Source organism: Caballeronia sp. LZ033 (assembly GCF_031451265.1).
Lineage (GTDB): Bacteria > Pseudomonadota > Gammaproteobacteria > Burkholderiales > Burkholderiaceae > Caballeronia.
Map to the genome: position 1 here is coordinate 892,892 of NZ_JARUXQ010000003.1, position 13,557 is coordinate 906,448.

General features: G+C 64.4%; 12 protein-coding genes and 1 riboswitch. Of the genes, 4 read left to right on the forward strand and 8 right to left on the reverse strand.

Features of this window, described 5'->3' with window-relative positions:
- The first annotated feature begins 15 nt into the window (after positions 1 to 15).
- The 3 genes from QCE62_RS25265 to QCE62_RS25275 all read left to right on the forward strand — a co-directional run bounded on the left by QCE62_RS25265 (position 16) and on the right by QCE62_RS25275 (position 3,904).
- Positions 16 to 1,296 (forward strand): MFS transporter, encoded by a 1,281-nt coding sequence (locus QCE62_RS25265; protein ID WP_309924380.1) that lies wholly within the window; start codon positions 16 to 18, stop codon positions 1,294 to 1,296.
- Positions 1,297 to 1,513: 217 nt separating this feature from the next.
- Entirely contained in the window at positions 1,514 to 2,968 is a 1,455-nt protein-coding gene (locus QCE62_RS25270; RefSeq protein WP_309924382.1) for an MFS transporter, read from the forward strand.
- A 93-nt stretch (positions 2,969 to 3,061) separates the two neighbouring features.
- Positions 3,062 to 3,904, forward strand: coding sequence for a methyltransferase domain-containing protein (locus QCE62_RS25275; protein ID WP_309924384.1), 843 nt, complete (start codon positions 3,062 to 3,064; stop codon positions 3,902 to 3,904).
- A gap of 38 nt (positions 3,905 to 3,942) precedes the next feature.
- On the opposite strand, the gene QCE62_RS25280 is transcribed toward QCE62_RS25275, so the two are convergent.
- On the reverse strand, positions 3,943 to 5,118 hold the full coding sequence (locus QCE62_RS25280; protein ID WP_309924386.1) for a ParB/Srx family N-terminal domain-containing protein: 1,176 nt from the start codon (positions 5,116 to 5,118) through the stop codon (positions 3,943 to 3,945).
- Positions 5,119 to 5,333: 215 nt separating this feature from the next.
- Positions 5,334 to 5,521: riboswitch (FMN riboswitch) on the forward strand.
- Between the two features lie 87 nt (positions 5,522 to 5,608).
- Between QCE62_RS25280 and QCE62_RS25285 the strand changes: the two genes are divergently transcribed.
- A complete protein-coding gene (locus tag QCE62_RS25285; RefSeq protein ID WP_309924388.1) occupies positions 5,609 to 6,106 on the forward strand; it encodes a 6,7-dimethyl-8-ribityllumazine synthase in 498 nt (165 codons plus the stop codon).
- A 30-nt stretch (positions 6,107 to 6,136) separates the two neighbouring features.
- Here the strand turns inward: QCE62_RS25285 and QCE62_RS25290 are convergent, their stop codons facing one another.
- Genes QCE62_RS25290 through QCE62_RS25320 form a run of 7 tightly spaced genes read right to left on the reverse strand, consistent with a single transcriptional unit; the run spans position 6,137 to position 13,551 of the window.
- Positions 6,137 to 6,931: a glucose 1-dehydrogenase gene (locus QCE62_RS25290; protein ID WP_309924391.1), complete on the reverse strand. Its 795-nt coding sequence runs from the start codon at positions 6,929 to 6,931 to the stop codon at positions 6,137 to 6,139.
- Between the two features lie 19 nt (positions 6,932 to 6,950).
- Positions 6,951 to 8,411: an FGGY family carbohydrate kinase gene (locus tag QCE62_RS25295; RefSeq protein ID WP_309924393.1), complete on the reverse strand. Its 1,461-nt coding sequence runs from the start codon at positions 8,409 to 8,411 to the stop codon at positions 6,951 to 6,953.
- A 10-nt stretch (positions 8,412 to 8,421) separates the two neighbouring features.
- Positions 8,422 to 9,504, reverse strand: coding sequence for an ABC transporter permease (locus QCE62_RS25300; RefSeq protein WP_309817168.1), 1,083 nt, complete (start codon positions 9,502 to 9,504; stop codon positions 8,422 to 8,424).
- 19 nt (positions 9,505 to 9,523) lie between these two features.
- On the reverse strand, positions 9,524 to 11,059 hold the full coding sequence (locus QCE62_RS25305) for a sugar ABC transporter ATP-binding protein (protein ID WP_309817171.1): 1,536 nt from the start codon (positions 11,057 to 11,059) through the stop codon (positions 9,524 to 9,526).
- Positions 11,056 to 11,691, reverse strand: coding sequence for a DUF2291 family protein (locus QCE62_RS25310; RefSeq protein WP_309817174.1), 636 nt, complete (start codon positions 11,689 to 11,691; stop codon positions 11,056 to 11,058). Before QCE62_RS25310 ends, QCE62_RS25305 begins: the two co-directional genes overlap by 4 nt.
- Positions 11,692 to 11,748: 57 nt before the next feature.
- A complete protein-coding gene (locus tag QCE62_RS25315) occupies positions 11,749 to 12,693 on the reverse strand; it encodes a D-ribose ABC transporter substrate-binding protein (protein WP_309817177.1) in 945 nt (314 codons plus the stop codon).
- 60 nt (positions 12,694 to 12,753) lie between these two features.
- Positions 12,754 to 13,551: a GolD/DthD family dehydrogenase gene (locus tag QCE62_RS25320; protein ID WP_309924395.1), complete on the reverse strand. Its 798-nt coding sequence runs from the start codon at positions 13,549 to 13,551 to the stop codon at positions 12,754 to 12,756.
- Positions 13,552 to 13,557 lie beyond the last annotated feature (6 nt).

Genomic DNA, 13,557 nt, shown 5'->3' on the forward strand with positions numbered 1-13,557 from the left:
CCACCAGGAGACACCATGCCCTCTGATACGCCCGACGTTCTGGATTACCAACTATCGCGCCACGAAACGACGCGCGCGCAATATCGCTGGCGCGCGCTGATCGGCGTGACCTTCTGCTATCTGTTCTATTACACCGGGCGGCAGACGCTCGGCTTCGCGGTCGCCGGCATCCAGCACGACTTCGGGCTGTCGAAATACGAGCTCGGCTGGATCAGCGCGACCATGCTCTGGTGCTATGCGGGCGGGCAGTTCGTCAACGGCAATCTCGGCGACAAGCTCGGCGGCAAGACCATGATGATCGCGGGCGCAGTGTTGTCGCTCGCGGCGAACTGGCTGTTCAGCTTCGGCCACGGCTTCGTGTTCTTCCTGCTCGCGTGGGGCCTGAACGGCTTCTTCCAGTCGATGGGTTTCGCCCCCGGCAGCCGCCTGCTCTCGAACTGGTGGGACGACCGCCATCGCGGCTTCGTGTACGGCGTGTACGTGGGCTTCTCGGGATTCTCGTCGGTGCTCGCGTACATCCTGCCTGTGCTGATCCTGGGCACGCTGCATCTCGGCTGGGTGTGGATCTTCCGGCTCGCGCCGCTCTCGATGCTGCTCGGCGCGCTCGTGCTGCTGTGCTTCGTCGCGGAGCGCCCCGAAGACAAGCAATTGCCTGCCGCAGAATCGTCCGCTGCACCCGCCTCTCCCGGCGACGACCTGAGCAGCGCGCAACGCTACCGGCTCGTGCTCGGCAACTGGAAGCTGTACATCACGGGACTCGCCATCGGTCTGCAGAACGCGGCGCGCTATGCACTCGTCGTGTGGGTGCCGGTGCATTTCCTCGGCATGGACTGGAAGACCTCGTCCTCGCTGATCGATCCGAAGTGGATCACCATCGCGTTGCCGGTCGGCATGGCGCTCGGCTCGCTGTCGAACAGCTGGATCTCCGACGTGCTGTTCCAGGGCAAGCGCTATGTGGCGATCGTCTGGTACATGGTGCTCGCCTGCGCCACCGCCATCTGCATGATGTTCGTGCCGCACGGCAGCCTGCTGGGCGTGGCGCTGCTGTTCCTGTGCGGCTTCTTCGTGTTCGGACCGGCCTCGTCGTTCTGGGCGCTGTGCCCGGATCTCTTCGGAAGGCGCGCGGCCGGCACCGCGACCGGCGTGCTCAATACGATGTCGTACGCGTTCGCGGGCATCGGCGAGCCGGCCATCGGTCACGTCATCGATGCGACCGGTCACACGACCATCATCTTTCCGATCGTTGCAGGCCTGTGCGCGGGCAGCGCACTGATGTCGATGCTGATCCGGCGCTGAGCCTGACGGTCGTCGTGGCAGGGGCGGCAGGACCGTGCACGTCCGCGCGGAACCGCAGCCGCAGGGTTAACGAGAACATCGCCGATTGCGATGCCCCCGCTGCCGAAGCAGCACTTTTCGCACGCCGCCGCCCCGTCTAGATTGGCCAGCAATGAGATGGAGGCGCGCGCGGAGTGATACGAGCCTGCGTCATCCAGAAAAACGACTGGAGACAATCATGGCCATTTCGGAAAGCGCCCCGCTACACGAAACCCTTCATGCCGCGCCTTCTCGGGCCGTAGCTGCGGACACCGAGCCGCCCGGCCCCGGCGGCCTGATTTCAGCGCGGCTCGACCGCCTGCCCGCGACCCGCGCCGTCTGGAAGCTGATCCTGCTGCTGAGTCTCGGCTTCTTCTTCGAACTCTACGACCTGCTGTTCACCGGCTATATCGCGCCGGGCTTGGTGAAGAGCGGCCTGCTCACCCCGACCACGCCCGGCCTGTTCGGCACCTCGGGCGTCGCGAGCTTCATTGCGGCGCTGTTCTGCGGACTGTTCATCGGTACGGCGGCGTGCGGCTTTCTCGCCGACCGCTTCGGCCGCCGCGCGATCTTCACGTATTCCATGCTCTGGTACGTCGCCGCCAATACGGTCATGGCCTTCCAGGACAGCGCCGGCGGCCTCAACTTCTGGCGCTTCGTGTCCGGACTCGGCATCGGCGTCGAGCTGGTCACGATCGGCACTTATCTCTCCGAGCTCGCGCCCAAGCATCTGCGCGGCCGCGCCTTCGCGGTGTGTCAGGCGGTGGGCTTTTCAGCGGTGCCGGTCGTGGCGTTCTGCTCCTGGCTGCTCGTGCCGCGCGCGCCGTTCGGGCTCGACGGCTGGCGCTGGGTCGCGCTGCTGGGCGGCGTGAGCGCGCTGTTCGTCTGGTATTTCCGGCGCAACCTGCCGGAAAGCCCGCGCTGGCTCGCGAGCAAGGGCCGCATCGACGAGGCCGATGCCGTGCTGAAAACCCTCGAAGCCACCGTGGCGCGGCAGCACGGCGCAGCGTTGCCGCCGCCGGGCGCACCCGAGCCGGTCGCGCGCCGTGCCGGTTTCGCGGACATGTGGAGAGCGCCGTATCGCCGGCGCACGGCCATGCTGATCCTGTTCCACATCTTCCAGACAGTGGGCTTCTATGGCTTCGCCAACTGGGTGCCGACGCTGCTCGTCAAGCAGGGCATCACGGTGACGTCGAGCCTGCTGTACACCACGATCATCGGACTCGCGGCGCCGCTCGGCCCGCTGCTCGGCTATCTGATCGCGGACCGCTTCGAGCGCAAGCATGTCATCGTCGCCATGGCGGCGCTCAACATCGTGAGCGGGCTGTTGTTCAGCCAGACGTCGTCGGCGCCGTTCATCGTCGTGCTCGGCGTGTTGCTGACGCTGGCGGGCAACATCATCTCGTTCACGTATCACGCCTATCAGCAGGAGCTTTATCCGACCGCCATCCGCGCGCGCGCCGTGGGCTTCGTGTATTCATGGAGCCGGCTGTCGGCGGTGTTCAGTTCGTTCGTGATCGCGTTCACGCTGAAGGAGTTCGGCGTCACGGGCGTCTTCGTGTTCATCGCCGGGGCGATGACGCTCGTGATTCTCGCCATCGGGCTGATGGGACCGCGCACGCTCGGGAAGTCGCTGGAAAGCATTTCGCATTGAAGCGAGGCGTTGACGCGCGGTATTCGTCTCGTCTCGTGCGATCTGATGCGCTACTATCTGCGCTGGTATCCACCGTTGCGAGATCGACTGCCCATGAGCGACTCGAATCAACAGCGCATCCAGTTCGCCTGCAATATTTGCGGGACTGCCAATGAGGTGGAAAAATCACGCCTCACGCGGGAAGAGCCGAGTTGCTCGTCGTGCGGTTCGACCGTGCGGATGCGCTCGATCGTTCAGGTACTCACGACCGAACTCTTCGGCAAAAGCCTGACCATCGACGAGATATGGCCGCCGCGCCCCGACATCGTCGGCATCGGGATGAGTTGCTGGGACGTCTATGTGAACCGGCTCATGCACAAGCTTCGGTACACGAATACCTTCTACCATCAGGAGCCGTTCCTCGACATCACGAAGATCGATCCTTCAATGGAAGGAACGCTCGATTTCATCGTATCGACGGACGTCTTCGAACACGTGGCGCCGCCTGTGTCCAGGGCCTTTGAAAATGCCCGCCGCCTGTTGAAACACAACGGCGTATTCGTCATGTCGGTGCCGTTCGGTACCGGCGACGCCTCGCAACCCGACACCATCGAATGGTTTCCCAACCTGCACGACTGGCATCTCGAGAATCCGGATGGCGACAAGTGGGTGCTCCACAACACCACCGTCGATGGCAGACGTGAGGTCTTCGAAGACCTGTGTTTTCACGGCGGGCCGGGCAGCACACTCGAGATGCGGCGTTTCGTACGGCACGACCTCATCAGGCAACTGGTCAACGCCGGCTTCAACGACATCACGTTCTACAGCAAGTCACACTTCGCGCATGGCATCCATTGGCCGCACAACTGGTCGGTGCCGCTCGCGGCGCGCGTGAAGAAGCGGCGGCGGTCCTTGCTGGACTGGCGCGCAGCCCCGCCAGTGGTTCGGGAAGCCTGATGCGCGGCGCCGTCCTGGCCGGACCGCCGCGCGCATCCTTACTTCAGCCCGTTACGCGTCTTGTAGTCGAGCGCATAGGCCAGCTTGCCCGGCTTCGAAGCACTGAGCGGCTTCAGCAAATCGCCGAACTCGCCCTTGCTGTACTTCTTGCCCGCATTGATCGCGTCGAGCCGGCCGAGGTCCTTGCCAGTCTTGCCGTCGATGACGGGATCCGTCGTCGCGACCATCTTCAGCGAAGCATTCCACACCGCGTTCAGATAGCCGCTATCGGCGGTTGCGGGATCCGGATCGGTCGCGCCGGGCGTGGTCAGCGTGTAGCTGGTCAGCGGGAAGTTCGCGCGCAGCCAGTCGGCCCAGTAGAACTCGAGGAAATCGGTGGACGGCGTGGGCTTGCCATAGCCGATGTCACGCGTGAAATACACCAGCGAGCGGTACACGTCGTTCTGCATGCCCTGCTTCAGGCCGAGACCGGTGGGCAACTGCGCCGCCGCGATGGGCGCGCCGTTGGCGTCCTTCAGGCGCGTGTAGCCGCGGTTCTGCATCTCCGACCAGAACGTCGTGCCCGAGTACGCGCTCAGGTTGTCCTTCACGATGACATGCACATGCAGCGTCGGACCGCCGTCGGGGACTTCGTAGTAGGTCGAGAGACCATGATGGCCGTCGGTCAGATACAGCGAGTCGCCGTTCGGGCCGATCACGACCGGGTTGAGGACCGTCGTGTCGCGCTGGGCGGTGTCGGTGGTCGTGCAGGTGAAGCTGGTGGAATCGGTCAGCTTCGAACTGGCCGACGAACCGTCCGTCGCCAGGCTGTCGAGACCTTCGTCGGCGCAGAAGTCATCGAACTTCTTGGTCGGATCCGCCTCGTAACGGCCGAGCTTGTAGTAGATCTGGTCATAGCCGAGCGCGGCCTGCGTCGGATGCAGTTCGCCGAGCGTGACGTCGAGCATCTGGCCCGCGCTCGCGGCGGCCCATTGGCCGGCTTGCGGCGGCGTCGAGACTTCAGGGGACGAAGCCGAGGTGGGCGCGGAGGCTTCCGTCAGCGCGGAGGCCTCGACGGGCGACGATGCGCTCGCGGGCGTCGAAGCGCTGGCGGGCGCGGAAGCCGTATCGGTTGCGGCGGCCCCGTTCGCGGTCGGGGTCGTCGAGTTGCCGCCGCAAGCGGCAAGCGCAATCAGCAGTGGCAGTGTGGTGCTCAGGGCGATCTTGCTATACACAGGTTGATCCCGGACGGAGAAAGTAAGCAGGCTTGTCAGAAACCCGCGAGCTTGCCGTAGGGATGTGAAAGACGCGTGAAACCAGCCGGATTGTCGTCCGATTTGTGTGGCCGATCCGGCAAAACGAAGCCCGACAAGCCCAAGGGGCATCCGGCGCACGCACGCGGATCATGATAAGGTACGCCTCGTTTCCCGAATCTCGATTCTTTCGGGGAACACGTTCTCGGGGCGGGGTGCGATTCCCCACCGGCGGTAATCGTTTCCTGTTGCGGGAGACGTAGCCCGCGAGCGCTCACCGGTTGTTCTGCCTGTCCAATCCCATTGGACCCGGCGCACCGGCGAGGTCAGCAGACCCGGTTGGATTCCGGGGCCGACGGTATAGTCCGGATGAAAGAGAACAGGACGGCTCGCGCCGCCCTTCGTCACGCTGCGCGCGTGCGGGGGCTAACGGCTGTCCTTCGCCCTGTTCACACCAAACAGGCTGAAGTCCATGAACATGAATCACTCCATCGAAGCACAGGCTGTCTCTTCCGCAGGTTCCAACCGTCCGCGCGTCGCCTTCGTCCAGGCTTGCTGGCATCGCGACATCGTCGATCAATGCAAGACCGCCTTCATCGAGGCCATGCTCACGAAAGGCTATACGCGTGAAGACATCGATCTTCATGAAGTGGCGGGCGCCTTCGAAATCCCGCTGCACGCCAAGCATCTCGCGCAAAGCGGACGCTATGCGGGCATCGTGGCGGCGGGACTCGTGGTCGACGGCGGCATCTACCGTCACGAGTTCGTCGCGCATGCAGTCATCGACGGCCTGATGCGCGTCCAGCTCGATACCGGCACGCCGGTGTTCTCCGCGGTCCTGACTCCGCATCACTTCCATCACGGCGAAGAGCACGTCCGCTTCTTCAGCGAGCATTTCCTTGTGAAGGGCGCCGAGGCCGCGCATGCCTGCGCCGACACCATCGCCAAGCTGAGCGCGCTGCCGGTCTGAGCATCGCGCTCCTGCCGCCGGTTGGCATGCTCAGGACATGAACATGCCGCCGTCGACGTTGACGGTCTGGCCGGTAATGTACGCCGCGTCTTCCGAAGCGAGGAAGGTCACGAGTCCGGCCACGTCCGCGCCGTTGCCCGCGCGCTTCATCGGAATGTTGGCGACCCACTCCGCCATCAGTTCGCCGGGCTTGTAGTCGCCGAGCAGCTTGCCCCAGGCTTCGTCGTTGTATGACCACATGTCGGTGGTGATGATGCCCGGGCAGAACGCGTTCACGGTGATGCCGGTGGGCGCCAGTTCCTTCGCGAGACTCTGCGTGATGCCGAGCACGCCGAACTTGCTGGCCGCATAGTGCGGCGTGTACACGAAGCCCTGCCGCGCCTGCCCCGACGCCGTATTGATGAGCCTGCCGGTCTTGCCCGCCCGCAGCATGCGCGTCGCCGCTTCCTGGCAGCACAGGAACACGCCCTTGGTATTCACGGCCATGACCTTGTCCCACTCGCCTTCGGTCAGTTCCGGCAGCTTCGCGATGGTGATGACGCCCGCATTCTGCACCGACACGTCCACCTCGCCGAAGGTGGCCGCCACTTCCTCGTAGAGCGCCACGACCTGCTGCTTGTCCGTCACGTCCATCTCGACGGCCAGCGCCTCGAAGCCTGCTTCCCGCAGGTGCGCGGCGGCATCGTGCACGCTTTTCTCGTTCGCGGTCACGCAGACTTTGGCGCCTTCCCGCGCGAACCGCTCCGCGATGGCGAGTCCGATACCCCGGCTGCCGCCGGTCACGACCACGACCTTGCCTTCGAAGCGCTTGGCTTGATAAGTCACGTTCCCTACTCCCAGGTTTTCAAAGTCGATTGATCCAGCGCAGCCATTGCGCATGATTGTCCGCGGCCGCCGCGACGCCGCTTCCCGGCTCCACGCGCCGCGCCACCACGCGCTTGGCCTGATACGCATCCAGCGATTCCGCCAGTCCCGCCTGACATCCCGCCAGCGCCGCCGCGCCCGCCGCCGAGATCTCGCTGACGGCAAGCGTGCTGACGGGCCGGTCCAGCGTGTCGGACAGGTATTGCAACAGGAACGGCCGCTGCGTCAGGCCGCCGTCGAGATACAGTTCGGCGAGCGGCACATCGGCGGCCTGTTCCATGACCGTGATGACGTCCTTGATCTGATACACGATGGATTCATACGCCGCGCGCGCCACGTGCTGCCACGACGTCGAGAAATTCAGCCCGACGATCTGCGCCCCGCCCGGATACTTCCAGTGCGGACAGCCGATGCCCGAGAACGCCGGAATCAGGAACACGCCGCCGTTGTCGTAGTCGGTGAAGGCCTGTTCGGCGTGGGCGAAGTCGTCGAAGAGATGCAGCTTTTCCTTGAGGAACGCGGGCGTGGAACCCGCGCTGATGACGATGCCTTCCAGCGCGTAATCCACGCGCTCCCCGATGGCGAAGCACAGCGTGGACACGAGTCCGTGCTCCGGTTCGTGCGCCTTCGCGCCGACGTTCATCATGATCGACGAGCCCGTGCCCATCGTCGCCTTGGCGACGCCCGGACGCAGGCATCCTTCGCCGACAGCGGCCGCGTGCGAATCGCCGATCATCGCGAGAATCGGCAGCGGGCGGGCGAGCAGGCCGTCGAAATCGGTCGAGCCGAAGTCGGAGGCCGAGGGCCGCAGTTCCGGCAGCCGCAGTCCTTCCAGCCCGAACAGCGCGACGAGTTCGCGATCCCATTCGAGCGCGCCGAGATTGAGCAGCATCGTGCGCGACGCGTTGGTGTAATCGGTGCGATAGGCCGCGCCCTTCGTCAGCCGGTACAGCAGCCAGCTGTCCACCGTGCCGAAGAACGCCTCGCCCGCTGCGATGCGCGCGCGGACGCGTTCATCGTTCTCGTTGAGCCAGACGAGCTTGGTGCCGGAAAAATACGGATCGATCAGCAGGCCGGTCTTCCGCGCGATCAAAGGCGCGAGCCCGTCGCCCTTCATGCGTTCGCAGATGCCGAGCGAGCGCTGGCACTGCCACGACACCGCCGGCACGATGGGCTCGCCCTGCCGGTCCCAGAGCACGACCGTCTCGCGCTGGTTCGAGATGCCGATCCCGGCGATCTCACCTTGATATCCGCTCAGGCATTGGCGCACCGCCACGAGCACCGACTCATACAACGCATTCGCATCCTGCTCGACGAAACCCGTGCGCGGCGTGTCGCAAGTCACCGGCGCGAAACCGCGCGCATGCACGTGGCCTTCGTTGTCGAAGATGAGCGCCTTGGTGCCGCTCGTGCCTTGATCGATTGCGAGAATGGTCTTCATCGTCCGGGCCTCATGCGGTGAGCGACACCATGCGCGACTGGAGACGCTGCTGCAACTGGTCGACGACCACCGCGAAGATGATGACGAGGCCCTTGATGACCATCTGCCAGAAATCGCTGATGCCGCACATCACCATGCCGTCGCCGAGAATGCTGATCACGCACGCGCCCACCACCGAGCCGAACACCGTGCCGCGCCCGCCCATCAGCGCGGTGCCGCCCAGCACCACTGCCGCGATGGCGTTCAGTTCATAGGTCTGGCCGGTCAGCGGATGCGCGGTCTGCAATTGCGCCGTGATGACCAGCCCGACAATCGCCGCGCAAAAGCCCGAGAACATGTACACGAACAGCTTCACGCGATTCGTGCGGATGCCCGAGAAGCGCGCGGCCTGCTCATTGCCGCCGATCGCGTAGATGCGCCGTCCGAGCGGCGTCTTGCGGGCGATGAAGATGGTGATGGCGGCGAGCACGATCATGATCCAGACGGGCATCGAGAGGCCGAGGATCGTGCCGTTGCCGATGAACTCGAAACCCGTGTTGCCGAGCGCCGGATTGCCTTCGAGGTCGGCGAAGGTGCTGCCGTTGTTGACCAGCAGCGCCGCGCCGCGCACCACGTAGAGCATGCCGAGCGTCGCGATGAAAGGCGCGACGTTGAGCATGGTGATGAGATAGCCGTTCACGGCGCCGATCAGCGCGCCAAGCAGACAGGCGATGAGCGCGACGCCCCACGGATTGAAGAAGACCACGTGATGCCCGATCTTCACGCCTTCGAGCAGCAGATAGCCCGCCGCCATGCCGCTGATGCCGACGATCGACCCGACCGACAGATCGATCCCGCCGGTGAGGATCACGAGCGTCATGCCGATGGAAAGAATCGCGACCACGGTGACGTGCTTCGCCATGATGAGCAGGTTGCCGGTGGAGAGAAAGCTTTCCGTGGCCAGCGAGAACACGATGATGATCGCGAACAGCGCGATGAAGATGCGCAGCTTGAGCAGGTTGACCGCGATGCGCGCCGCGGCGTAGGCGCCCTGGCGATTGTGCTTCGCGTGGACCGGCGTCACCGGCGGATTGCTGCTGTTGGGTGTATTCATGGTTCGGATCTCGTTCCTTTCACACTACGGCGGTCGCGGGCGTCGAGGCGCGCACGATGCGCTCGCTGTCGAACTGCCCGCGCTCCAGCACGGCGGTCAGCCGGCCGCTCGCCATGACGAACACGCGGTTCGACACCGCCATGGCCTCGTCCAGCTCGGAGGTCGCATAGATCACGGCAATGCCGGATTGCGCGAGCAGACTGATGGTCTTGTAGACGTCTTCCTTCGCGCCCACGTCGATGCCGCGCGTCGGTTCGTCCATCAGCAGCACCTTTGGCTTCGTCAGCAGCGCCTTGCCGATCACGACCTTCTGCATGTTGCCGCCCGAGAGCGACGTGATCGGCGCATCGACGGAAGCGGCCTTGATGGCGAGCTTCTTCACGATGTCGCCCGCCGCCTCCACTTGCCGGTCGCGCGTCAGCGCACCGACGAAGCGCCGCGTGAACTTGCCGAGGCTCGACAGCGTCATGTTTTCGAGGATCGTCATCAGCTGCACCATGCCTTGCTTCTGCCGGTCTTCCGGCACCAGCGCGATGCCCGCTTCAATGCGCTTCGGAATCGGCATGTCCTCGATGGCCTTGCCCGCCAGTTCGATCTCGCCGAGCGCGAGCGGATTGGCGCCCAGCAGCGACTCCAGCAGTTCGGTGCGGCCCGCGCCCATCAATCCATAAATGCCGACCACCTCGCCCGCCTTCACCGAGAACGACACGTGATCCACCGCGTAGATGCCGTTCGAACGCTTGAGCGCGAGGTCCTTCACCTTGAGCACTTCCGCACCGATGCTGTGCTGCTCGAAGGCGAAGCGCTTCTTCGAGGAGCCGACCATCGCTTCGATGATCCACGGAATGTCGATGTTGGCGATCTCGTCCTCGGCCACGAGCCGGCCGTTGCGCAACACCGTGATGCAGTCGCCGATGGCCATGATCTCTTCCAGCCGGTGCGAGATGTAGATGACCGTGACGCCTTCTTCCTTCAGCTGGCCGATGATCTTGAAGAGAATCTCCACTTCCGTCTTCGACAGCGCGGAAGTCGGCTCGTCCATGATGAGCACCTTGATGTGCTTGGACAGCGCCTTGGCGATCTCGATCAGCTGTTGCTGGCCCACGTAGAGATCGCCCAGCCGCGTGCGCGGATCGATGGCGATATGCAGGCGGTCGAGCAGCACCTTCGCCTGATGATTCTCCCGCTTCGACACGATCACGCCCGAGCTCGTGATCTCGTTACCCGCGAAGACGTTCTCGGCCACCGTCATGTCGGGAAAGAGATTCAGCTCCTGGAAAATGATGCCGATGCCGTGTTTCTCGGCGCTGCGCACGTCGCTGATCTGCGCGAGCTGTTCGTCGATCCAGATCTCGCCCGAAGTGGGCGTCTCCGCGCCGGCCAGCAGCTTCATCAGCGTGGACTTGCCCGCGCCGTTCTCGCCGATCAGCACGTTGACCTTGCCGCGCCGCACCTTGTAATCGACGTCGATCAGCGCGGCCGTGCCGGGATACTGCTTCGAGAGACCGCGCGTCTCGATCACGTTCACCGGGTTCAGGGTTCGGGGTTCGCTCATTTCCAGACCACCGGAATCGCGCGGATCTCGCCCGCAGGCTCGCTCCAGCTGCTGTAGACGGCGGCGGCGTCCACGCTGTCGCCGGCCTTGAGCTTCAACGACTGCTGCACGCGCGCCACGACCAGCTTGTTCAGCTCCTGGCCGAACGCGGCGAAGCGGGTCTGGTCGTCGAAGTCGCTGTACTTGACGCCGGGAAAGCCGTCGCGCACGCCGGTGCCGACCACCACCGGTCCCATCTCCAGCACCACGTTCACCGGCTCGCCGCCGCCCGCCGGCGCCACTTCGACATAGGCCTTGCCGACCCGCGAAGTCGAATCGATGCGCGTCACCTTGCCCTGCACGCGCAGCCAGAAATTGCACGGAAACGCATTGCTCTGACGGAAGCCGAACTGCTTGCAGGCATCGTCGAAATTCTGGTTCAGCGCGCCGATCACCTGCGCCGCCGGCTTCGCGTTCTTGTCGGCGTAGGGAATGAGCTGGTCGCTCAGCATCTTCGCGGCGTCCGGGCCCTTGTGCTGGCCCTGGCTGCGGATTTGCGCCAGCTCGGTATCGGTCACGACGTGACACGCGGCGAGGCTCAGCACGCACAGCGTCAGCAGCGCGCGCCAGCCGGTGGAAACGGGATGAACCATGACGACCTCACTTGACAAACCCTGGCAGCGGGCCGCGCCCGCTGCCGTTCACGCACCTTACTTCGTGTAGTAGAAGTCCTTGACCTTCGATGCGTTGTCTTTCGTGATCAGGATGCCGCGCGTCAGCTGGCGCTCCGGCTCGCCGGTCTTGCCGGTGGTGATGTACTTGTCGAGCAGGTCCACGCCATGGATCGCGATGCCCTGCGCCTGCAGCATCACCGTGGCCTTCAGCTTGCCGGCGAGGACCGAATCGCGCTCGTCATTGCTGCCGTCGATACCCATCACGACGACATCCTTGTGCCCCGCCGATTCCAGCGACGCAATGGCGCCCAGCGCCACCGGCCCGTTGCCGCAGATCACGCCCTTGATGTTCGGATGCTCCTGCAGGATCGAATCCATCGCCTGCTTGCCGGGCAGCAGCGCGCCCTTGGCGTCCTGGCGCGCGACCATCTTGAGATCGGGATATTGATCCAGCACCTGATGGAAGGCTTGCGAACGCGTGACGCAGTTCTTGTCGGCAAGATTGCAGGTCAGCTCGACATACTCGCCCTTCTCGCCGATTGCCTCGACGAAGCGCTGCGCCACTTCGGTACCCGCCTGCAGGTTATTGTGACTGAGCTGCGCGATGGCGATGCCGTCCTTCGGAATCTCGCGATTGATCAGCACGACCGGCACTTTCTTGTCCGCCGCCGCGCGCACCGTGGCGACGCTTGCATTCGAATCCGCGTTGTCGAGCACAATGCCCTTCACGCCCTTGCCGATCACCAGGTTCACGAGTTCGTTCTGCTTGTTCACGTCCTCGCCGTGCGAGAGCACGATGGTGTCATAGCCGAGCTTCTTTGCCTCGGCCTCCGCGCCCTTGGCTTCGGCGGCGTAGTAGGGGTTGTCGAGCGCGTTGACGAGAATCGCGATGGTGCCCTTGCCCGCTGCATACGCACTGCCGGGCATCACGGCGGCGCACGATACGGCCACCGCGGCTGCGACTGCAAGCTTCTTCCACATGTTGTTGTCTCCGGTTTGGTTTGTCTTTCTGGAACAGCGTGGTCTTGCTCGGGTAACGACTCAGGCGATCGTGTAGCCTCCGTCGATCATGATGTCGGCGCCCGTGATCATGTCCGCGCCGTTGGACAGCAGGAAGAGAATCGCGGCCGCGATTTCGTCGGTGTACGCGAAGCGTCCGACTGGAATCAGCTTCTTCATGTTCTCGCCCTTCTCGCCTTCCCAGGCAGCGGCGCCCATCGGCGTCAGCACGACAGTGGGCGATACCGTGTTCACCGTGATGCCGCGCGGCGCCCATTCCTTCGCCAGCACCTTCGTCATGCCGATCAGTCCGGCTTTCGCCGAGGTATAGGCGCAATGCTGGTCGATGGCGACCGTCGCCGCCTGCGACGCGATGTTGACGATCTTGCCGCCATGTCCGCTCGCGAGCACGATGCGCGCGAAGTGTTTCGAACACAGGAACGGCCCAGTGAGATTCACGCCGATCTGCCGCTGCCATTCGTCGAAGGTGATGTCTTGGGCGCGCGTCAGCGTGATGCAGCCAGCGGCGTTCACCAGCAGATGCAGGTCGCCGAAATGGTCGCGCGCGGCGGCCATCGCCTGCTCGACCTCGGCTTCGTTGGCGACATCGCAGGCAAAGGCGCATGCGTTCTCAGCGCCCAGTTCCGCCAGCGCGGCCTGCACGCGCGGTTCCTCGAAGCTCGGATAAAGAATCGCCACGCGCGCGCCCTTGGCGATCAGCGCGGCGTTGGTCGCCATTGCGATGCCGCCCAGGCCGCCCGTGACCACGGCCACCTTGCCGTCGAGGCGAAAGTCGAAATCGACGCCGTGGCGCAGCGACATGTCGTATTGAATGCTCATGTACGT